Origin of the sequence: Burkholderia sp. 9779_493, assembly GCF_015712215.1 — a bacterium.
Lineage (GTDB): Bacteria > Pseudomonadota > Gammaproteobacteria > Burkholderiales > Burkholderiaceae > Burkholderia > Burkholderia cenocepacia.
The window spans coordinates 13,273-33,348 of sequence record NZ_JACCQA010000003.1; the positions used below are offsets into that span (position 1 = coordinate 13,273).

Consider the following 20,076-nt stretch of genomic DNA (forward strand, 5'->3'; position numbering starts at 1 on the left):
ACGCCGGCACGCGCGGAAAATTGACATCGCGGCCAAACCTAATAGAATTAGTTTTTTGACTAATCCGCATAGCATTCGTCATGGCGCGTGCCGGCATTACCGTGGACAAGCTCGTCGAAGCCGGCGCGCGGCTCGCCGATGAAACCGGCTTCGAGCTGCTCACCGGCGCGGCGCTCGCGCGACATTTCGACGTCAAGCTGGCGAGCCTGTATTCCCATATCCCGAGCTTCGACGATCTGAAGAGCCGGATCGCGCTGTTCGCGCTGCAGGAGCTGGCCGATCGCGCCACCGACGCGCTGGCCGGCCGCACCGGCAAGGACGCGCTGGCCGCGCTCGCGAACGTCTATCGCGACTACGCGCGGGCGCATCCGGGCCGCTTTGCGGCCGCGCGCCATCCGGTGAGCGCCGAACGGGCCGCCGAAAGCGCGGGCGGGCAGCTCGTCAGGATGACGGCGGCGGTGCTGCGCGGCTACGACCTGCCGGAAACCGAACAGGCGCACGCGATCCGTCTGCTCGGCGGCTTCTTCATGGGCTACGTGACGCTCGAAAGCGCCGGCGGCTTCTCGCACAGCGCGCCGGATTCCGACGCGTCGTGGTCGCGCAGCCTCGATGCGCTCGACGTGATGCTGCGTCACTGGCCGTCGGCCGCCTGACGCACCGAACGGAACCCGAGCGATGAAAGACAAACCCGACGGCGTCGTACTGCCGAGCCGTGTCGTTCCCTTCCCGACCTCGATCAGCGACGAAGCGCGCGCCGCGCTGCAACGCCTGACCGGCGACGACGGCGTGCCGCTGAACGCGTTGCACGTGATGCCGGCCCCGGACGATATCGACGCATGGATGCGCGTGAAGGCCAGCGCCGACGCACATTACGCGGCCGCGGTCGAGCAGCTCGCCGGCTATCTGCGTTCGAGCGTCGAGACGATCCGCGTCGGCGCCGCGGACGTGCATGTCGCGACACCGGAAGCTGGGGCTTCCAGCGCCTATGCGACCATCGACCTGCACGGCGGCGCGCTGGTCGTCGGCGGTGGCGCCGCGTGCCGTGCCGGCGCGCAGATGCAGGCCGACCGGCTCGGCGTGCGCTGCTACGGCGTCGACTACCGGATGCCGCCCGAGCATCCGTATCCGGCCGCGCTCGACGACTGCATCGCGACCTATGCCTACGTGCTGGAGCGCTACGCACCGGAACACGTCGTCATCGGCGGCCGTTCGGCCGGCGGCAATCTCGCCGCCGCGATGGTGCTGCGCGCCCGCGACGAGGGCCTGCCGCTGCCGGCCGCGCTCGTGCTGCTGTCGCCGGAAGCCGACCTGACCGAATCCGGCGACAGCTTCGAGACCAACCGCCTGGTCGACGTCGTGTTGCCGGGGCCGCTGATGGCGAACAATCTGCTCTACGCGAACGGCGCCGATCTCGCGCATCCGTACCTGTCGCCGCTGTTCGGCGATTTCGCCGCCGGCTTCCCGCCGACCTTCATCCAGAGCGGCACGCGCGACCTGTTCCTGTCGAACGCCGTGCGCCTGCATCGCGCGTTGCGACGCGCGCAGGTGCCGACGGAGCTGCACGTGTTCGAGGGGATGCCGCACGGCGGATTCATGGGCGCGCCGGAGGATATCGAGCTGAGCCAGGAAATCGCGCGCTTCGTGCACGCGCACCTGCACGCATCGAATGGAGCCGGCGATGAATAGAAACGCACCCGGGAACGACATCGGCATCGGCCGGGATCGCTGCGCTGCCCCGCGCGTCTAGATCAGTCCGCGCACGCCCGCGACCAGCTGGATCGCGCCGAATCCCGCGACGATCGCCGCCGACACGCGCGACAGCCCGTGCATGAACCCGAACGACAGCTTCGTGCGCAGCGCGGCGCTCGTAGTGCTCAGGCACAGCCACCACATGGCCGAACCGATGAACACGCCGGCGACCATCGACCCGACGGTGGCCCCCATCGCGCCTTCCTGCGTGCCCGGCAACGGGCCGAGCGCCGCGAAGATCCCGACGAACGACACGATCGTCATCGGGTTGGACAGCGTGAGGCCGAACGTCGTCAGGAAATCGCGCAGGACCGTCGTACGCGGCAGCTCGCGTTGCCCCGCCGGCGCGGCCGGCGCCTGGCGCGCGATGGTCCACGCGAGCCAGACGAGAAACGCGCCGCCGCCGATTTTCAGGGCGACGGTCAGCATCGGGAACGCGGTGACGAGGCCCGCAACGCCCAACGCGCCGAGCAGGCCGTAAATCGCGTCGGCGCATGCGGCGCCGATGCCCGTCGCGAATCCCGCCTGGAAGCCGCGGCTCAGGCTGCGCTGAATGCACAGCATGCCGATCGGGCCGACCGGCGCCGCGATCGACCACCCCATCACGACGGATTTGATGAACAGCATCGCCTGCCCCTTGCAGCATCCAGTGGATCGAACAGGCATCGTAGGGAAAGTCCGGCCCCCGCTGAATACGGTTTTTAAGGAAAAATAGGCACTCCACCTTAAAAACGCCCGCCGCGATGGACGATCTGGACTGGAAGATACTGGCGCTGTTGCAGGACAACGGACGCATCAGCTATACGGAGCTCGCGCGCCAGGTCCACCTGTCGGTGCCGGCGGTGACGGAACGCGTGAAGCGCCTTGAAGCCGCCGGCGTGGTCGAGGGCTACATCGCGCGGATCAACCCGTCCGCGGCAGGCTATCCGGTGAGCGCGCTGATCGGCATCACGGTGCAGCAACCGGCGAAAGCGAAGTTCCTGAAGCTGCTGGAGACGATTCCCGAAGTCGTCGAATGCCATCACGTGACGGGGGCGGATTCGTACGTGATGCGGTTGGTCGCCGTCAGCATGGCTCATCTCGAACAACTGATCGAACGCATCAATCTGTACGGCGAAACGCGCACGTCGATCGTAATGTCGACGCCGCTGCCGGCGCGCGGGCTCGCACGGCCGCCGTCGAAGCCCGGCGACACGCGCAGGTAGCGGGCCGCGGTTTCAGGCTCCATCGCCGGTCCCGGCCGGGACCGAAGACGACCGATGGCCGTCGTCTCCGGTCATGCGGCCGGGTTCCCGCATGGCGATCGGCACGAGCCGGCTATTTGCCGACCGCGCCGCCGAGCAGGCCACCCACCAGCGACGTCACCGGCGCGAGCGGGTTGGCGAGCGCGCCCAGCGGCGAGCCGCCGCCGCTCGCACCGGTCTCGGCGCCACCGTGCACGGTCGCCGGTATGCCGCCGACCACGCTCGTCACCAGACCGGCGACCGGCACCGCGCCGTTCGGGCCGCTCGGGTTCACGAGGCCGCCCGCATTGGTCACCGTGTTGCCGACCGCCCGGACGAGACCGCCGACCGCGCCGACGATCGGCTGCGGCGACGTGGACGTCACCTTCCATCCGGCCGACGTGATCGCTCCGCCGACCTGCCCGAGCAGGCCCGCGACCGGCTGCCCGAGGCCCGTTGCGGTGCCGGCCTGCTGCGTGAGCTGACCGGCCGTCGTCACGAGCGGCGTGATCGCCGTGCTGAGCGCCTGCGTCGCCTGCTGGACCGGGCCCGACGACAGGGCCGAGCCGAGCATGGTGCCGCCCGACTTCAGGCCGCCGGCCACCGTGTCGAGTAGACCGCCGACGGGCGTCGTAATCGGCGCGAGCGGCGACAGCGGGCCGGAGCCGAGCGCCTTCACCGTTTCGCTGAGACCGTTGACCGGGTTGCTGGTCGAGCCGACGAGGGTGCCGAGGCCCGTCACCGTCGTGCCGACCGGGTTCGGCGTGAAGCCGATCTGGCCGATACCGTTGCTCACGGCATTCGTCGTGTCGCGGATGAGCGTGCCGACGCCGGTGACCGTGTCGGCCGGCCCGGCCGTCATGGTCTTGCCGACGCCGGGCAGTGTCACGTCGCCGAGCGTCGAGCCCGCGGCCAGCACGACTGCGCCGACGGAACTGATGATGCCGTTGGTGCCGGGTGTACCGCTGGTTCCACTCGTGCCGCTGGTTCCGCTCGTGCCGCTGGTTCCGCTCGTGCCGCTGGTTCCGCTCGTGCCGCTGGTTCCGCTCGTGCCACTGGTCCCGCTGGTGCCACTGGTCCCGCTCGTGCCGCTGGTCCCGCTCGTGCCGCTTGTGCCGCTTGTGCCGCTTGTGCCGCTTGTGCCGCTGGTCCCGCTTGTGCCGCTGGTCCCGCTCGTGCCACTGGTGCCACTGGTGCCACTGGTGCCACTGGTGCCACTGGTGCCACTGGTGCCACTGGTGCCACTGGTGCCACTGGTGCCGCTCGTCCCGCTCGTGCCGCTGGTCCCGCTCGTACCACCGGTTCCGTTCGTCCCGCTCGTACTCGTCCCGATGGTGTTGCCGGCCAGCGTCGGCGCCGTAATGTCACCGCCGCCGCACGCCGCGAGCGCACACGCAGTGGCAATGGCGGCGAGTGAAACGTTCGCCTTGGTGAAGTGATTGTGCATGGAAGCCCCCGTTCGCTATTCAGCTCGATCACGTCAACAAGCATCTAGCGTGCCATCTCCGTGGGCCTCCTTCACATTGTCACGATCGCCTTTCGATCGCGGTCCGGGCCGCACTGCGCGTCACGGCACATCGCGTGCGGATCGTGCGTCGCGGCGCGTCCCGTCCTGGCATTCCGATCGCGCTGACGTAACACCGGCCCCGCGTTACGTAGCACCGACCGGGAAAAACCGGCAGCATCCTCGTCACGGCCGCTTCACCAGCTTCACGATCGTCAGCGTGCCGTTGACGTTTTCCACCCGAACCCGAACCTTGTCGCCCACATGCAGCGGCGGGATCATCGCCGCGTCGCCGGCCTTGAATGCCATCGTCATCGGCGGCATGCCGATGTTGTCGAGCGCGCCGTGCTTCAGCGTCACGAGCCTGCGGCCGGCATCGATTGCCTTGACTTCGGCATCGGTCAGCGTCGCATTCGACGCCGACATGGTCGCGCCGCCTGCGTTCATGCCCGGCATGTCGCCGCCGGCGAGCGCCGGCATGGCAATGGTCGCCATCGCGCACGACACGACGACAGCGCGAAAACAGGTCTTCATCGAGCATCTCCCGTCGAGCCAGCGCGTTTCCGTCGCCAGCCAGCGCCACGCATCATACGATCAACGTCGCACCGGCCCACGCGATCAGCACGACACCCAGCACGCGGCCGATACGCTCGCCACCGGGCAGCACCTTCTCCACGAACACGAACAGCGACAACGCGACGATCCACACCACGTTCATCACGCCGCCGACGAACAGCAGCGCCATCAGTAACCAGCAGCAGCCCACGCAAACGATGCCGTGCCGCACGCCCAGCAGGAAACTGCCGGCGACGCCCGGGCGCCAGTGCGCGACCAGGAATGCAGCCGGCGCCCGGCATTGCCGCAGGCACGCGCGTTTCAGCGGCGAGAATTGATAAAGCCCGGCCAGCGCCAGCACGATCGCGGAAAGGCGCGCACTCTTCGACCACAGCATCATCGCGGAGATCAGCCCGGCCGGTTGCAGCAGCGCCTGAAGCAGCGCCGCGCCGATCGAGAACGCGAGCCACGTCGTCAGATAGCCTGCCAGCAGCGCCACCGACGTGAACGCCGATCCCGTCGCCCCGTCGCCGTGCTGCCGTAGCACGCGCCGGTACAGCATCACGAGCGGCGCCGCGCCGGGCGTCATCATCGCGATCATCATCACCCACCACATCGCGATCACGGTCGGCAGAGGCGGATCCATGCTGCCCATGCCGTCCGCCAGCCGATGCGGAAACAGCGCGACGGTCGTCATCTCCCGCGCCGACATGCCGGTTCCCGCGCCCGTCCACAGATAGAACCAGCACAGACCGACGAGCGCGGCCATGCCGATCAGCGTGACGGCGCGCTCGCGGGCGAGCCAGGTGTCGAACGGCGTCATGCCGCGGCGCGATGCCGGATCAGCCCGTGGTTGTTCAGATGCAGCCGCGCGAATTGCGCATAGGTTCCGTCGAGATTCAGCGCGATGTTGCCCTGCGAGCGCCCGGTGCCCGAACCGATCTCGGCCAGCTCGTATTCGAAACCGTGCGGCAGGTCGATCCGCACACGGTGCTCGGCACCCGTCACCGGATTGTGGATGGGTTCGCCGGCTGCGTCGAACACACCGTCCACGTGAATCCGGCCGCGCCGCGCATCGACGTCAACGTCGAAATCGATCTTCGTGAAGATCGGCTCGAACGCGTGCTCGAGCGTCGACGCATACACCGAAAACATCGTCGCGAACGGATCGGTATCCTGACCGGTCATGATCTTCAGCACGGCCTCGCGCTGTGCCGGACTGGCACGCTCGTCGACGATCGGTTGGCACTTGCCCTTGCCTTCGTGAACGGCGCCCGGCCACTGGAACACCACCGCGATCCTGACGCCGTCGAGCACCACGTCGCCGTAGTGGCCGCTGTCGATCGAAATCGCCCCCATCGCTTCGCAGTTGCCGTTGGTCGGCAGCGCATTGAACTGGCAAGGGCAACCGTATGAGCAATTGCAACTGATCATTTCGGTTCCCTGAATTTCCCACGGCGTCATGGCTCCACCTCGCGCTCTGAAACAGACGAACGCTTCGAATCTAGTGCACGCGATCGGGGAAAGCAAAGCGGTCGTGGCGGCGTGAAAACCGAGGGTTCCGGCCTCACGTAAGACGTTTCAGGATGCGTTCGCCGGGTTGCGCCGGAAACCGTCTCGTCACCCTGTTCTCTACACGATCAGCGAAGCAACGATCGCGCACCACACGGCGCCGGCGCCGCACAGAAACACGCGCCGCGCGACGAACATTCGCGACTCGTCGTCGGGGGTTTTCATCGGCGACGTGGCGAGAAACGGCACGCTGGCGAGGCACGCGAAACCCGCCAGCGCGGGCACGATCACGACGTAGTCGCCGAACCGCCAGGGCAGCGCTTCGTGCAACCCCCAGTAGCCGAGAAACAGCATGCCCATCGAGAACATCGTCGCGGCGGCCGAACTGAGCGCGACCACCGATCCTGTCGGAAATTGCACGGGAACCTCCCCTCGCGCGACCCGCGCGCTGACGCCCATCTCGCCGGGGACCGCGATGACGGCGTCTGCCGGCGCAGACTCACGCGTTCATGTCCGGCTCGAACGCATCGCGTGCGCCGTCGCGACCAGGCCGCGAATGCGCGTTGTCACGGATTGACAGGCTCGACCCGATCGAATGGCCATGTCGTACCCGTTTAACGAGGACGTGCGTGGCGCTGCTAACCCGTTTTTTTCGTGCCCTGCGCAACGGAAATCCACCCGACCACCGCCGCGGCGACCCAGCAGCAGGTGATCATCAGGTCCAGATCCATCCAGCCCTCGAAATTCGTACTGTTTTCGAAACTGCAGCGCTGATGGCCCCTGACCCACATGCAGCCGCTGATCAACTGCTGGACATGCATGTAGATGCTGTACACGGCAACGGCCGAAGCGATGATGGCGACCCGCAGGCTTATGCTCTTTTTCATTGACGCTGAAGGCGTGGGATGATTTCCCGACGATCTTAAGCCAATGGCGATGCATGACGCAATCGATCCGGTATCGTCCCGATTGACCCGCATGCGTAAAAGCGCATCGATTGTCGCAACCTCGACGGAAGCCGGCATGCGTCGCGACGGCGGAAGGATTTCGCGCGTTCAGGCGCGACGCCGCATGGATCCCGGGGCGGCTCCCGGCGCCACCCTACTCAATCGACGATCGGCCTGATCGTCTTCAGGCAATCCGCCGCCAGTTGCTGATAAATCCGCGTGCCATTCGCCTTCGCGTCGATCTCCGCGCCGCTCAGCCGGCGCACGACACGCGCCGGCATGCCCGCCAGCAGCACGCCGCGCGGCACGTCGTAGCCGGCCTTCACGAACGCACAGGCCGCGACGATCGTCGTTGCGCCGATCGTCGCACCGTCCATCACGACCGCATTCATGCCGATCATCGTGTCCGGCTCCAGCGTCGCGCCATGCACGATCGCGCCGTGGCCGATGTGGCTGTTCACGCCCAGCCGGCAGGTCTCGCCGATCCCGACGTGCAGCACGCAGCCGTCCTGCACGTTGCTGCCGTCTTCGACGACGATCGCGCCGAAGTCGCCGCGCAGGCTCGCATGCGGGCCGATGTAGCAGCGCGCGCCGATCGTCACGTCGCCGATCACGACCGCGCTCGGGTCGAGGTACGCGGACGGATCGACGCGCGGCCGCATCCCGTTGAATTCGAACAGCGGCATCGTCAGAGCGCCGCGACCGCTTCCGGCACGAGCGTGAACAGGTCGCCGACGACACCGTAATCGGCCACGCTGAAGATCGGCGCTTCGGGATCCTTGTTGATCGCGACGATCACCTTCGAATCCTTCATGCCGGCCAGGTGCTGGATCGCCCCCGAAATGCCGACCGCGACGTACAGCTTCGGCGCGACGATCTTGCCGGTCTGGCCGACCTGGTAGTCGTTCGGCACGTAGCCGGCGTCGACTGCCGCGCGCGATGCGCCGAGCGCGGCCTGCAGCTTGTCGGCCAGCGGCTCGAGCACCTTCGTGTAGTTCTCGCCGCTGCCCAATCCGCGGCCGCCCGACACGACGATGTTCGCGCTGGTGAGTTCCGGCCGATCCAGTTTCGTCACTTCACGGCTCACGAAGCGCGACGTGCCGACGTCTGCCGCTGCGTCGATCCTCTCGACCGTCGCATCGCCGCCTTCCGCCGAAACCGGATCGAAGCCGGTCGCCCGCACCGTGACGACCTTGACCGGATCGCCCGACTGCACGGTCGCGATCGCGTTGCCCGCGTAGATCGGGCGCTCGAACGTGTCGGCCGATACAACGGCCGTGATCTCGGAAATCTGTGCGACATCCAGTTTCGCGGCGATACGCGGCGCGACGTTCTTGCCGTACGCGGTGGCCGGCGCGAGGATGTGCGAGTAGTCCTTCGCGATGTTCAGCGCGGTCGCTTCGACGTTTTCCGCCAGGCCCTCCGCCAGATGCGGCGCATCGGCCAGCAGCACCTTCGAAACGCCCGCGATCTTTGCCGCTGCATCGGCCGCCGCTTGCGCGTGGTGGCCCGCGACCAGCACGTGAACATCGCCGACGCCCGCGGCATCGAGCGCCCGTGCCGCGGCCACCGCATTCAACGTCGCGGCCTTGATCGACACGTTGTCGTGCTCGGCCATTACCAGAATCGTCATGTCGTTGCGTTCCCTGTTACAGCACCTTGGCTTCGGTCTTCAGCTTGCCGACCAGCGTCTGCACGTCCGGCACCTTCACGCCGGCCGCGCGCTTCGGCGGCTCGCTCACCTTGAGCACTTTCACGCGCGGTAATACGTCGACGCCGAGATCGTCGGGCTTCACCGTTTCCAGCGGCTTCTTCTTCGCCTTCATGATGTTCGGCAGCGTCACGTAGCGCGGCTCGTTCAGGCGCAGGTCGGTCGTCACGACCGCGGGCAGTCGAAGCGACAGCGTCTGCGCGCCGCCGTCGACTTCGCGCGCCACCGTCGCATGGCCGTCGGCGATCACGACTTTCGACGCGAACGTCGCCTGCGGCAGACCGGCCAGCGCGGCGAGCATCTGGCCCGTCTGGTTCGCATCGTCGTCGATCGCCTGCTTGCCGAGTATCACCAATTGCGGCTGCTCCCGGTCGACCAGCGCCTTCAACACCTTCGCGACGCCCAGCGGTTCGACGCCTTCATTCGACTCGACGAGAATCGCGCGATCCGCGCCGATCGCCAGCGCCGTGCGCAGCGTTTCCTGCGCCTGCGCGACACCCACCGATACCGCGACCACTTCGGTCGCGACTCCAGCCTCCTTCAACCGCACCGCTTCTTCCACCGCGATTTCGTCGAACGGGTTCATCGACATCTTCGCGTTCGCGATATCGACGCCCGTCCGGTCGGATTTCACGCCGACCTTCACGTTCGCGTCGACCACGCGTTTCACTGCCACGAGCACTTTCAACTGCCTGTCTCCTGTTCCGTTGCGCAAGCGCGCCGTATCAGCGCGCGGTAAACCCGCCGTCGATCACGAGCTCCGCGCCCGTCACGTAGCGGCCTGCCGGCGACACGAGATACAGGATGCCGGCCGCGATATCGCGCGGATTGCCGATCTTCGCCATCGGCACGTGCGTCTGCATGTACTCGAACGCGCGATCGGGGTCCTGGCCCATCTGGCGAAACGCGTCCTCGAGCATCGGCGTGCGGATATAGCCGGGATGCACCGAGTTCGCGCGGATGTTCTTCGCCGCGTACAGCATCGCGTCGACCTTTGCCATCATCCGCACCGCGGCCTTCGACGCGTGATACGCGGGCACGTCGGGGCCGCCGACGATCCCGTACATCGACGACAGGTTCACGATCGATCCGCCGCCGGCTGCGTCGATATGCGGAATCGCCGCGCGCGTGCACAGGAACACGCCGTTGACGTTCACGTCCTGCACGCGCTGCCATTGCGCGAGCGTGAGCTCGTGCGTCGGCACGTTGTGCCCTTCGATGCCCGCGTTGTTCACGAGCACGTCGAGGCGCCCGAAGCGCGCGACGATCTCGTCGAACACGCGCGCCACATCCGCCTCGTGCGTGACGTCGAGCGACCAGAATGCGGCCTGGCCGCCCTGTGCGCGGATGTCCTCGACCAGCGCTTGCGCCGGCTGCGACAGCACGTCGAGAATCGCGACGCTCGCGCCGGCCGCGGCCAGCGTACGCGCCGTCTCGGCGCCGATACCGCGCGCGCCGCCGGTGATCGCGGCCACCTTGCCGCGCAGGTCGAACAGTTCTTCGATGAGTTTCATGTCGTCTCCTTGTATTCGGATGGGCGCCTTCGAGCGCATCCGGCGTTATCGCGTATTCCGCGCCGCAAGAAAATCGAGGCATTCCCGATTGAAATAATCGGCGTGCTCCACCATCACCCAATGGCCGCAGCGGTTCATCAGCACGAAGCGCGCATCGCGGCAGCGTTCGAGGAAGGTCAGCGCGCCGCCGACCGGATTGAAGCGATCGTCCGTACCCCAGAAACCGAGCACCGGGCTGCGCAGATCGCCGAGCGCCGCGGTCAGGTTCGGCACGCTCATCGTCGACAGCACTTCGGTCGGCTGCTCGACGCATACCTTCATCCGCTCGGCGACGAGCGCGTCGGTGACGATCGCCGGATCGTGCACGAGCAGCGTCAGCAGTTCGCGCATCGTGTCGTCATTCATCTGGCGATGGGTGAACAGCTTCACCATCCGCTGAATCCCTTCCATCCGGAAATAGGTGTCGCGATCCTCGACGCCGCCGGGCGCCATCATGATCAGCCCGTCCACTTCGTCCGGGTAGTCGAGTGCGTATTTCAGCGCGATCGCGCCGCCGAGCGAATTGCCGAGCAGGACGGCCGGCCCGATCCCGAGCGCGGCGAGTTGCGCATGCAGCGCACCGACGAAGAAATCGAGCGTATAGGCGACGTCGGACGGCTTCGACGACTGCCCGTAGCCGGGCAGGTCGACGACGATCGCGCGATGGCCGGCCGCCGCGAACGCCGGATAGTTGTGCTTGAAGTTGCTGAAGCCGCTGGCGCCCGGCCCGCTGCCGTGAATGAACACCACCGGCCGGCCCTCGCCCGCCTCGAAATGATGCAGGCGCATGCCGCCCGGTACGTCGGTGAAGATGCCGGCCGGCGGCGTCGTGGGGGTCGTCATCGCGGGTTGTCTCCTTCGTCGTTCGATGGATGCCTGCCACGATGATTGCGCCGCCGGCGCAGGCCGGCATCATCCTTTCAGACTACGAAGCCGCGCGCACTTGTTCCTATCATCGGTCCACCGAAACGGAGGCGACGATGAACGGATTCGACTACAGCGGCAAGACGGTGCTCGTGACGGGCGGCACCAAGGGCATCGGGCGGCGCATCGCCGAACGGTTCCTCGCGGCCGGGGCGCGCGTGTTCGTCTGCGGACGCAGCGCGCCCGATACGCCGCCGTCGGCGAATGGCCGCACGGCTGCCTTCGTCGCGGCCGACCTGCGCGACATCGAGCAGGTCGACGCGATGCTCGCGACGATTCGCGACATGGCCGGCGGCCTCGACGTGCTCGTCAACAACGCGGGCGGCTCGCCGTTCGCGCTCGCGGCCGATGCGTCGCCGCGCTTCACCGAATCGATCGTGCGGCTGAACCTGATCGCGCCGCTGCAACTCGCGCAACGCGTGAACGCGATCATGCAGCCGCAGTCCACGGGCGGCGTGATGCTGTTCATCGCGAGCGTCAGCGCATCGCGACCGTCGCCCGGCACGGCCGCGTACGGCGCCGCGAAAGCCGGCCTCGTCAACGCGGTCACGTCGCTCGCGGTCGAGTGGGCGCCGCGCGTGCGCGTGTGCGCGATCAGCCCGAGCCTCGTGCAGACCGACGCGGCGACCGAAGGCCACTACGGCGACGATGCCGCGCTCGACGCGATTCGCGCGACGATTCCCGCCGGCCGGCTCGCGACACCCGACGACGTCGCCGCCGCCTGCCTGTTCCTCGCATCGCCCGACGCGTCGTACACGTCGGGCGCGAACCTGCGACTCGACGGCGGCGGCGAACGGCCCGCGTTCCTGTCGGCCGCACGGACGGACGCGCGCTGAACCATGCGACGCACACGGTGCGCAGCCGGTCGTTGCCGATGCTAGGGAAGTCCTCTAGTTCATTTTGACGATTCCCTGCTACCGCGATCTCCCTACTCTGCCTCTCACGACAACACACAGAGTCGACCGTCGTCGATACCCCAAGAGGAGACACCATGCATCAACGGATTTCGCGCCGTACCGACAAGCGGGCCGCCGCCACGCTGTCGACGCTGGCCGCCGCGCTGCTGACGTGCGCCGTTCCGGACGCACACGCCGGCAGCACGATCGCGCTCGGCGCCGACACGACGCTGGACTATACGTTCACGCTCAGTTACGGCCTCGGCATGCGCACCCGTGCGCCGAGCGGCAATCTGCTGACGCCGGCGAACATCAACGGCGACGACGGCGATCGCAACTTCGCGAAGAACAAGCTGATCGAGAACCAGGTCAGCCTGCTCGGCGAAGTGAACCTGAAGCATGACGACTGGGGGATATTCGTTCGCGCGGACACGTTCTACGACCAGGCGTATCGGCGCCCGAACTACAACGACGCGCCGGGCACCGTGAACCACTCCGGCCAGTACAACGACTTCACGAGCGACGCGCGCTACTGGTCGGGCGGCCACACGACGCTGCTCGCCGCGTATGCGTACAACACGTTCCATCTCGGTTCGACGAGCCTGAACGTGAAGGTCGGCGATCAGGTGGTCGCCTGGGGCGAAAGCCTGTTCTTCCCGAACATCGCGGGCGCACAGGGGCCGTCCGACGCGACCAAGTCGTACATGGCCGGCGCCGAGGTCAAGGACATCCTGCTGCCGGTGCCGCAGATCTCGACGCAGTGGCAGATCACGCCGAACTTCAGCCTGCTCGGCTACTACCAGTTCTCGTACCAGCAGAACCGGCTGACCGCGCCCGGCACGTACTGGAGCTACTCCGACGTCACGGGCCCCGGCGCGCAATACATCATCGGCCCGGGCGGGATGATCATTCCGCGCGGCCCGGACGACAAGCCGAGCGCACGCAACCAGTGGGGGATCGGCGCGCGCTTTCGCATACTCGGCGACACCGAGCTCGGCGTGTACCACCTGCACTACAACGACATGAACCCGAGCGTCGTCACGACGTACTTCCCGACGCTGCAGTACCAGCAGAAGTATTTCAGCAACATCAAGCTGACCGGCGCGAGCTTCTCGACGCAGGTCGGCCCGGTGAACGTCGCGGGCGAAGTGTCGTACCGCCAGGGCGCGGCCGTGCTGGTCAATACGGCGACCGGCCCGCAGTCGACCCGCGCGAACGTGCTGCAGACCAACCTGTCCGGCATCTACTCGATCGGGCCGAGCTTCCTCGCGAACTCGCAATCGCTGATCGGCGAACTCACGTACGTGCACGCAGGCAGCATCTCGGCGCTCGACGGCTCGACCACGCTGTCGAATTCGCGCAACGCGCTCGCGATGGAGATCGCGTGGACGCTCAGCTACAAGAACGTGTTCAACGGCTGGGATCTCGACGTGCCGCTGACCTACACGCACGACCTGACGGGCACGTCGCCGCTCGCCGGCGCGCTCGGCTCGCTGACGGGCCAGGGCGATCACCGCGTGACGGCCGGCCTGACCTTCACGCGCCTGAGCAACCTGCAGCTGTCGCTCGTCTATGCCAAGTTCCTCGGCTCGCCGAACCCGGTCACGCGTCCGCTCTCGGATCGCGACTACGTACTGGCCACGGCGACCTATCACTTCTGAGCGGCCCGGCCGCTCGTCACTCAGCAACAAGAGGATCGATATGAAACGCATTCATCTCCCCCTCCTTCGCGCCTCGGTGATGGCCGCGTGCGCGGTCGTCGCGACGGCGTCGTTCCCGAAGGTCACGCCGGACGACCTGAAGGCGCTCGACGGCCCGCTGACGCCGATGGGCGCGCTGCGCGCCGCGAGCAAGGACAACGGCGTGCCGGAGTGGTCGGGCAAGTGGCTCGGCACGCCGCCCGACGTGCAGTACAAGCGCGGCGGCCGCTACCCCGATCCGTTCGCGAACGAGAAGCCGATCGCGACGATCACCGCGGACAACATGGCGCAGTATGCGGAGCATCTGACCGACGGTCAGAAGGCGATGTTCAAGCGCTATCCGGCCACGTTCAAGATCAACGTCTACCCGAGTCATCGCGATTTCCGCTACACCGATTCCGTCTACAAGGACATCCGCACGTACGCGCCCGATTCGACGATGACGTCCGACGCGAACGGGCTGACCAACGCGCCGCCGCAGGTGCCCTATCCGATCCCGAAGACGGCCGCCGAGCTGCTGTGGAATCAGCGCATGTCGTCGGCGATCGGTGCAGAACAGGCAACCTACGACCAGGCGGTCGTCTATTCCGACGGCAACATCGCGTGGGGCAAGGTGCGCTACGACATCTACTCGCCGCGCAACGTCGGCAAGTACGACGTGAAGAATGACCTGAACAACCGCACGTTCTACCGCAACGCGACGGAGTTGCCGCTGTCCGACCGCGGCTCGCTGATCGTCGGCTTCCAGAACTGGGACAAGGCCGGCGCGGACAACGCGTCGCGCACGTGGATGTACAACCCCGGCACCCGGCGCGTGCGCCAGGCGCCGGAATACGGCTATGACCAGCCGCAGGGCCCGGGCGGCTTTCGCACCGTCGACGACGATCGCCTGTACAACGGCCCCGGCGACCGCTACGACTGGAAGATCGTCGGCAAGCGCGAAATCTACGTGCCGTACGACAACTACAAGGCGATGGACAGCTCGGTCAAGTATGCGGACCTGCTGACCAAGGGGCATGAAAACCCGGCGTACATCCGCTACGAGCTGCATCGCGTGTGGGTGCTGCAGGCGACGCTGAAGAGCAACTACCGTCATCAGTATGCGAAGCGCGTGCTGTACATCGACGAGGATTCCTGGATGACGCTGCTCGCCGACAACTACGACGCGCGCGGCCAGCTGTGGCGCACCAACGTCGCGACGACGCTGTATGCGTACGACGCGAAGACGTTCTATCCGGGCGTCGTGTTCTTCCACGACCTGATCTCCGGCGCGTACATGGCCGACCGCCTCACCAACGAAGGACCGATGCCGAAGCTCGACAACAGCCCGCAGTTCAGCGAAGCGTATTTCTCGCCGGACGCGATCCGTAGTTCGGGCAACTGATCGATCGACGCGGCCTGCCCGCGCTCCACGCGCCGGAGTCCCCGCTCCGGCGCACGACGCCGCCCGCAACGGCGGCCTTTTTCCATTCGAGGGCCCTTTCATGTCTTCCCGCCTGCATACGACGCTCGGCGACGAGCTGTACGCCGCGTGGCACGCGCGCGCGCCGGTCGCGCCGCTGTCGAGTCGCCCGCGCCGTCTGTCGCTCGACGATGCCTATCTCATCCAGCAGCGCTTCATCGAACGCCGCGTCGAACACGGCGAAGCGGTCGTCGGCAAGAAGATCGGCGTGACGAGCCAGGCCGTGCAGGACATGCTCAACGTGCGCCAGCCCGATTTCGGCATCCTGCTGTCCGGCATGCACCATGCGGCCGGCGAAGCGATCGCGACCGACTCGCTGATCGCGCCGCGCGCCGAGGGCGAGATCGCGTTCATCCTCGCGCACGACCTGCGCGGCCCCGGCATCGACCGCACCGACGTGATCGCCGCGACGGCCGCCGTCGCGCCCTGCTTCGAGATCGTCGATTCGCGCATCCGCGACTGGGCGATCCGGATCGAGGACACCGTCGCCGACAACGCTTCGTGCGGTGTGTACGTACTCGGCGATGCGCGCGTCGATCCGCGCACGCTCGATCTCGCCGCCTGCGAGATGACGATCGAGAAAAACGGCGAGCCCGTCGCGCGCGGTCGCGGCGATGCGGCGCTCGGCCATCCCGCCGATGCGGTCGCGTGGCTCGCGAACACGCTCGCCGCCTACGACGTGCCGCTGCTTGCCGGCGAGATCGTGCTGTCCGGCTCGCTCGCGAAACTGATTCCGGTCACGGCCGGCGACACGCTGTCGATGCACATCGCCGGCATCGGCGGCTGCGACGTCCGCTTTATCTAAAGGAACACTCCCGATGAAGAAAATCAAATGCGCATTGATCGGGCCGGGCAACATCGGCACCGATCTGTTGTACAAGCTGCGCCGTTCGCCGGTGCTCGAACCCGTGTGGATGGTCGGCGTCGACCCGGCATCCGACGGCCTCGCACGCGCACGCGAGTTCGGCCTGAAAACCACCGACAAGGGGGTCGACGGGCTGCTGCCGCACGTCGTCGGCGACGAGATCCGCATCGCATTCGACGCGACGTCGGCATACGTGCATCGCGACAATTCCGACAAGCTCACCGCGCTCGGCGTGAAGATGATCGACCTGACGCCCGCGGCGATCGGGCCGTATTGCGTGCCGCCGGTGAACCTCGATGCGCATCTCGACAGCGCGCAGACGAACGTGAACATGGTGACCTGCGGCGGCCAGGCGACGATTCCGATGGTGTATGCGGTGTCGCGCGTACAGCCGGTCGCGTACGGCGAGATCGTCGCGACCGTGTCGTCGCGCTCGGTCGGCCCCGGCACGCGCAAGAACATCGACGAGTTCACGCGCACGACGTCCGGCGCGATCGAACAGGTCGGCGGCGCACGCAAGGGCAAGGCGATCATCGTCATCAACCCGGCCGAGCCGCCGCTGATCATGCGCGACACGATCCACTGCCTGACCGACGGGCCGCCCGACGTCGACGCGATCACCGCGTCCGTGCATGCGATGGTCAAGGAAGTGCAACGCTACGTGCCCGGCTACACGTTGAAGAACGGCCCGGTGTTCGACGGCAATCGCGTGTCGGTGTTCATGGAAGTCGAGGGGCTCGGCGACTACCTGCCGAAGTACGCGGGCAACCTCGACATCATGACCGCCGCCGCGGCCGCCACGGCCGAGCGTTTCGCCGAACAGATGCTGGCCGCGACGGCCGCCACCGCTTGAGCCGAGGAGCCACACGATGTCACTTGCAGGCAAGAAGATCACCGTCCACGACATGTCGCTGCGCGACGGGATGCACCCGAAGCGCCACCAGATCACGCTCGACCAGATGCGCGACATCGCGCGCGGGCTCGACGCGGCCGGCGTGCCGCTGATCGAGGTCACGCACGGCGACGGCCTCGGCGGCGCGTCGGTCAACTACGGGTTTCCCGCGCACACCGACGAGGCATACCTGAGCGCCGTGATTCCGGAGCTGAAACAGGCCCGGGTGTCCGCGCTGCTGCTGCCCGGCATCGGCACCGTCGAGCACCTGCGCATGGCGCACGCACTCGGCGTCGGCACGATCCGCGTCGCGACGCACTGCACCGAGGCCGACGTGTCCGAGCAGCATATCGGCCTCGCACGCACGCTCGGGCTCGACACGGTCGGCTTCCTGATGATGGCGCACATGTCGTCGCCGGCACAGCTCGTCGTGCAGGCGAAGCTGATGGAGTCGTACGGCGCGAACTGCATCTACATCACCGATTCGGCCGGCCACATGCTGCCCGACGACGTGACCGCGCGAATCGGCCAGGTGCGCGACGCGCTGAAGCCGGAGACGGAGCTCGGCTTCCACGGCCACCACAACCTCGCGATGGGCGTCGCAAATTCGGTCGCGGCGGTCGCCGCCGGCGCGAACCGGATCGACGCGGCGGCGGCCGGCCTCGGCGCCGGCGCGGGCAACACGCCGATGGAAGTGTTCGTCGCGGTGTGCGACCGGATGGGGATCGAAACGGGCGTCGACGTATTCGCGATTTCCGACGTCGCCGAGGATCTCGTCGTGCCGATCATGGATGCGCCGATCCGTCTCGACCGCGACGCGCTGACGCTCGGCTATGCGGGCGTCTACTCGTCGTTCCTGCTGTTCGCGAAGCGTGCGGAAGCGAAGTACGGAATTCCGGCGCGCGACATCCTCGTCGAGCTGGGCCGTCAGCGGCTCGTCGGCGGGCAGGAGGACATGATCGAGGACGCGGCGCTGACGATGGTGCGGGCGCGGGAGGTGGCGGCGTAGGCGACGCGGTCGTTCACGGCCAACCAACGGAAACGGGGCGCAAGCCCCGTTCGTCGTTGGATGCACGGGCATGTCGATTGCGCGCGCCCGGGGCGCCCGCCTGCTGACACCACGCTGTCAGCAGGCGGCCCCTAAGCTCGAACGTCCGACACCCGAGGAGCATCGCCCGTGGCCCATACCGGAGAACTGGCCGCACTGGCCGAGCGCGCCGTCAAACGGCGCGGCGTCACCCTGCTGACCCTGTGCCTCGCCGTACTCGTCGCGCAGGTCGACACGGCCGTCGTCAATCTCGCGACGCGCGCCATCGGCGCCTATTTCCACGCCGGTGTCGGTGCATTGCAATGGGTCGTCGACAGCTACAACCTCACGTACGCGGTGCTGCTGCTGACCGGCGGCCTGCTCGCCGACCTGTACGGCCGGCGCCGCATCTTCATGGCCGGCACGGCCGTTTTCACGCTTGCGTCGCTGCTGTGCGCGCTCGCGCCATCGGTATCGGTGCTGATCGCCGCACGTGCGCTGGCCGGCGTCGGCGCGGCGTTGTTACTGCCGGCGTCGCTTGCGATCGTGCGCGTCGTGTGGCGCGATCCGGTCGCGCGCGGCCGCGCGCTCGGCATCTGGGCCGCGTGCAACGGCGTCGCGATGGCGCTCGGCCCGACGCTCGGCGGCGTGCTGATCCGGCACTTCGGCTGGCGCAGCATCTTTTTCGTCGTCGTGCCGCTGAGCGTCGCCGCGATGCTGCTCGCGATTCCGGCCGTGCCCGAATCGTCCGATCCGCACGGCCGTCATTTCGACGGTGCGGCGCAAGTCGCGGGCGCACTCGCGCTCGGCGCGCTCGCGTATGCGGCGATCGTGTTCCGCGACGCACCGGTCGCCGGCACGATCGCCGGCTGCATCGCGGTCGCGTCGTTCGTCGCGTTCGTGGCGATCGAGCGCCACCACGGAGAATCCGCGCTGGTGCCGCTGGACCTCTTCCGGATCAGCGCATTTCGCGGCGCGATCGCCGCGACCACCGGCATGACGTTCGGAATGTACGGCGTGCTGTTCCTGCTGCCGCTGACGTGGCAAAGCGTCGGCCGCCTCGATTCGACCGGCGCGGGGCTCGCGCTGCTGCCGATGGCGCTCGTGTTCGTCGTCGTGTCGCCGTGGTCGGGGCCGTTATCGGAGCGTATCGGCACGCGTGCGACGACGGCCGGCGGTGTCGCGGTGATCGCGAGCGGGCTCGCCGCGATCGGCGCATCGGCCGAGTCAGCGAGCCTGCTCGGCGCCGAAATCGGGCTGGCGTTGACGGGGCTCGGGATGGGGATCGCGACGGGCCCGCTGATGACCGTCGCGGTCGGTGCGGTCGACGCGGCGCGTTCGGGCACCGCCAGCGCGCTCGTCAACGTCGCGCGAATGACCGGCGCGACGCTCGGCATCGCGGTGCTCGGCACGGCGTTCGCAGCCGCGCATGGCGGCGCGGCCGGCCTGCGCGTCGCGATGCTCGCCGGCGCGGCGGTTCAACTGACGGGCGCGGCGGTATCGGCGGTCAGCGTGCAGCGGGCGGCATGACGCGACACATGCGCACCCGCCGTTCG

At 67.6% G+C, this 20,076-nt stretch carries 22 protein-coding genes; 10 read left to right on the forward strand and 12 right to left on the reverse strand.

The window, feature by feature from the left end:
• Positions 1 to 101: 101 nt before the first annotated feature.
• Complete coding sequence (locus H0X95_RS03180; RefSeq protein WP_226245071.1) at positions 102 to 653, forward strand: TetR/AcrR family transcriptional regulator; 552 nt, start codon at positions 102 to 104, stop codon at positions 651 to 653.
• Positions 654 to 675: 22 nt separating this feature from the next.
• Entirely contained in the window at positions 676 to 1,686 is a 1,011-nt protein-coding gene (locus H0X95_RS03185) for an alpha/beta hydrolase (protein WP_006494799.1), read from the forward strand.
• Between the two features lie 57 nt (positions 1,687 to 1,743).
• On the opposite strand, the gene H0X95_RS03190 is transcribed toward H0X95_RS03185, so the two are convergent.
• Positions 1,744 to 2,376, reverse strand: coding sequence for a LysE family translocator (locus H0X95_RS03190; RefSeq protein ID WP_059722748.1), 633 nt, complete (start codon positions 2,374 to 2,376; stop codon positions 1,744 to 1,746).
• A gap of 116 nt (positions 2,377 to 2,492) precedes the next feature.
• Between H0X95_RS03190 and H0X95_RS03195 the strand changes: the two genes are divergently transcribed.
• Positions 2,493 to 2,954, forward strand: coding sequence for an Lrp/AsnC family transcriptional regulator (locus tag H0X95_RS03195; protein ID WP_059722747.1), 462 nt, complete (start codon positions 2,493 to 2,495; stop codon positions 2,952 to 2,954).
• Positions 2,955 to 3,066: 112 nt separating this feature from the next.
• On the opposite strand, the gene H0X95_RS03200 is transcribed toward H0X95_RS03195, so the two are convergent.
• From H0X95_RS03200 to H0X95_RS03250, 11 genes are all read right to left on the reverse strand, one after another.
• Positions 3,067 to 4,419, reverse strand: coding sequence for a collagen-like triple helix repeat-containing protein (locus tag H0X95_RS03200; RefSeq protein ID WP_181365756.1), 1,353 nt, complete (start codon positions 4,417 to 4,419; stop codon positions 3,067 to 3,069).
• 243 nt (positions 4,420 to 4,662) lie between these two features.
• Positions 4,663 to 5,010 (reverse strand): copper-binding protein, encoded by a 348-nt coding sequence (locus tag H0X95_RS03205; RefSeq protein WP_006483033.1) that lies wholly within the window; start codon positions 5,008 to 5,010, stop codon positions 4,663 to 4,665.
• 52 nt (positions 5,011 to 5,062) lie between these two features.
• Entirely contained in the window at positions 5,063 to 5,854 is a 792-nt protein-coding gene (locus H0X95_RS03210) for a DUF2182 domain-containing protein (RefSeq protein ID WP_006494795.1), read from the reverse strand.
• Entirely contained in the window at positions 5,851 to 6,495 is a 645-nt protein-coding gene (locus tag H0X95_RS03215; RefSeq protein WP_006491659.1) for a DUF1326 domain-containing protein, read from the reverse strand. The genes H0X95_RS03210 and H0X95_RS03215 overlap by 4 nt, the downstream gene beginning before the upstream one ends.
• 168 nt (positions 6,496 to 6,663) lie before the next feature.
• A complete protein-coding gene (locus H0X95_RS03220) occupies positions 6,664 to 6,963 on the reverse strand; it encodes a hypothetical protein (RefSeq protein WP_011547642.1) in 300 nt (99 codons plus the stop codon).
• Between the two features lie 218 nt (positions 6,964 to 7,181).
• Positions 7,182 to 7,568, reverse strand: coding sequence for a hypothetical protein (locus H0X95_RS36370; RefSeq protein WP_370538985.1), 387 nt, complete (start codon positions 7,566 to 7,568; stop codon positions 7,182 to 7,184).
• An 80-nt stretch (positions 7,569 to 7,648) separates the two neighbouring features.
• A complete protein-coding gene (locus H0X95_RS03230) occupies positions 7,649 to 8,176 on the reverse strand; it encodes an acyltransferase (protein ID WP_034202303.1) in 528 nt (175 codons plus the stop codon).
• Positions 8,177 to 8,178: 2 nt separating this feature from the next.
• Positions 8,179 to 9,123 carry an electron transfer flavoprotein subunit alpha/FixB family protein gene (locus H0X95_RS03235; RefSeq protein ID WP_059720833.1) on the reverse strand — a complete coding sequence of 315 codons (945 nt, stop codon included), beginning with the start codon at positions 9,121 to 9,123 and terminating at the stop codon, positions 8,179 to 8,181.
• 16 nt (positions 9,124 to 9,139) lie between these two features.
• A complete protein-coding gene (locus H0X95_RS03240) occupies positions 9,140 to 9,889 on the reverse strand; it encodes an electron transfer flavoprotein subunit beta/FixA family protein (protein WP_006483005.1) in 750 nt (249 codons plus the stop codon).
• Between the two features lie 37 nt (positions 9,890 to 9,926).
• A complete protein-coding gene (locus tag H0X95_RS03245; RefSeq protein WP_006483065.1) occupies positions 9,927 to 10,715 on the reverse strand; it encodes an SDR family NAD(P)-dependent oxidoreductase in 789 nt (262 codons plus the stop codon).
• 45 nt (positions 10,716 to 10,760) lie between these two features.
• Positions 10,761 to 11,597, reverse strand: a complete 837-nt coding sequence (locus H0X95_RS03250; RefSeq protein WP_006483031.1) for an alpha/beta fold hydrolase — start codon at positions 11,595 to 11,597, stop codon at positions 10,761 to 10,763.
• A 137-nt stretch (positions 11,598 to 11,734) separates the two neighbouring features.
• Between H0X95_RS03250 and H0X95_RS03255 the strand changes: the two genes are divergently transcribed.
• The 7 genes from H0X95_RS03255 to H0X95_RS03285 all read left to right on the forward strand — a co-directional run bounded on the left by H0X95_RS03255 (position 11,735) and on the right by H0X95_RS03285 (position 20,050).
• Complete coding sequence (locus H0X95_RS03255; RefSeq protein ID WP_006483021.1) at positions 11,735 to 12,514, forward strand: SDR family oxidoreductase; 780 nt, start codon at positions 11,735 to 11,737, stop codon at positions 12,512 to 12,514.
• Between the two features lie 155 nt (positions 12,515 to 12,669).
• Positions 12,670 to 14,235: a DUF1302 domain-containing protein gene (locus H0X95_RS03260; protein WP_006494789.1), complete on the forward strand. Its 1,566-nt coding sequence runs from the start codon at positions 12,670 to 12,672 to the stop codon at positions 14,233 to 14,235.
• A gap of 40 nt (positions 14,236 to 14,275) precedes the next feature.
• Positions 14,276 to 15,658 (forward strand): DUF1329 domain-containing protein, encoded by a 1,383-nt coding sequence (locus H0X95_RS03265; protein WP_062910464.1) that lies wholly within the window; start codon positions 14,276 to 14,278, stop codon positions 15,656 to 15,658.
• 100 nt (positions 15,659 to 15,758) lie between these two features.
• Entirely contained in the window at positions 15,759 to 16,541 is a 783-nt protein-coding gene (dmpE, locus tag H0X95_RS03270) for a 2-oxopent-4-enoate hydratase (protein WP_034202299.1), read from the forward strand.
• 13 nt (positions 16,542 to 16,554) lie between these two features.
• Entirely contained in the window at positions 16,555 to 17,454 is a 900-nt protein-coding gene (locus H0X95_RS03275) for an acetaldehyde dehydrogenase (acetylating) (protein ID WP_006483009.1), read from the forward strand.
• 16 nt (positions 17,455 to 17,470) lie between these two features.
• Positions 17,471 to 18,502: a 4-hydroxy-2-oxovalerate aldolase gene (gene dmpG, locus H0X95_RS03280; protein WP_006483010.1), complete on the forward strand. Its 1,032-nt coding sequence runs from the start codon at positions 17,471 to 17,473 to the stop codon at positions 18,500 to 18,502.
• Positions 18,503 to 18,670: 168 nt separating this feature from the next.
• The gene (locus H0X95_RS03285; protein ID WP_059720831.1) at positions 18,671 to 20,050 is read left to right on the forward strand and encodes an MFS transporter; all 1,380 of its coding nucleotides are present in this window, start codon (positions 18,671 to 18,673) and stop codon (positions 20,048 to 20,050) included.
• The last annotated feature ends 26 nt before the right edge of the window (positions 20,051 to 20,076 follow it).

Excerpts from the sequence above, each read along its gene's own strand:
- H0X95_RS03185 (WP_006494799.1), top strand. The coding sequence starts at position 676 with ATGAAAGACAAACCCGACGGCGTCGTACTGCCGAGCCGTGTCGTTCCC.
- H0X95_RS03190 (WP_059722748.1), bottom strand. The coding sequence starts at position 2,376 with ATGCTGTTCATCAAATCCGTCGTGATGGGGTGGTCGATCGCGGCGCCG.
- H0X95_RS03195 (WP_059722747.1), top strand. The coding sequence starts at position 2,493 with ATGGACGATCTGGACTGGAAGATACTGGCGCTGTTGCAGGACAACGGA.
- H0X95_RS03200 (WP_181365756.1), bottom strand. The coding sequence starts at position 4,419 with ATGCACAATCACTTCACCAAGGCGAACGTTTCACTCGCCGCCATTGCC.
- H0X95_RS03205 (WP_006483033.1), bottom strand. The coding sequence starts at position 5,010 with ATGAAGACCTGTTTTCGCGCTGTCGTCGTGTCGTGCGCGATGGCGACC.
- H0X95_RS03210 (WP_006494795.1), bottom strand. The coding sequence starts at position 5,854 with ATGACGCCGTTCGACACCTGGCTCGCCCGCGAGCGCGCCGTCACGCTG.
- H0X95_RS03215 (WP_006491659.1), bottom strand. The coding sequence starts at position 6,495 with ATGACGCCGTGGGAAATTCAGGGAACCGAAATGATCAGTTGCAATTGC.
- H0X95_RS36370 (WP_370538985.1), bottom strand. The coding sequence starts at position 7,568 with ATGCCGGCTTCCGTCGAGGTTGCGACAATCGATGCGCTTTTACGCATG.
- H0X95_RS03230 (WP_034202303.1), bottom strand. The coding sequence starts at position 8,176 with ATGCCGCTGTTCGAATTCAACGGGATGCGGCCGCGCGTCGATCCGTCC.
- H0X95_RS03235 (WP_059720833.1), bottom strand. The coding sequence starts at position 9,123 with ATGACGATTCTGGTAATGGCCGAGCACGACAACGTGTCGATCAAGGCC.
- H0X95_RS03245 (WP_006483065.1), bottom strand. The coding sequence starts at position 10,715 with ATGAAACTCATCGAAGAACTGTTCGACCTGCGCGGCAAGGTGGCCGCG.
- H0X95_RS03250 (WP_006483031.1), bottom strand. The coding sequence starts at position 11,597 with ATGACGACCCCCACGACGCCGCCGGCCGGCATCTTCACCGACGTACCG.
- H0X95_RS03255 (WP_006483021.1), top strand. The coding sequence starts at position 11,735 with ATGAACGGATTCGACTACAGCGGCAAGACGGTGCTCGTGACGGGCGGC.
- H0X95_RS03260 (WP_006494789.1), top strand. The coding sequence starts at position 12,670 with ATGCATCAACGGATTTCGCGCCGTACCGACAAGCGGGCCGCCGCCACG.
- H0X95_RS03265 (WP_062910464.1), top strand. The coding sequence starts at position 14,276 with ATGAAACGCATTCATCTCCCCCTCCTTCGCGCCTCGGTGATGGCCGCG.
- dmpE (WP_034202299.1), top strand. The coding sequence starts at position 15,759 with ATGTCTTCCCGCCTGCATACGACGCTCGGCGACGAGCTGTACGCCGCG.
- H0X95_RS03275 (WP_006483009.1), top strand. The coding sequence starts at position 16,555 with ATGAAGAAAATCAAATGCGCATTGATCGGGCCGGGCAACATCGGCACC.
- dmpG (WP_006483010.1), top strand. The coding sequence starts at position 17,471 with ATGTCACTTGCAGGCAAGAAGATCACCGTCCACGACATGTCGCTGCGC.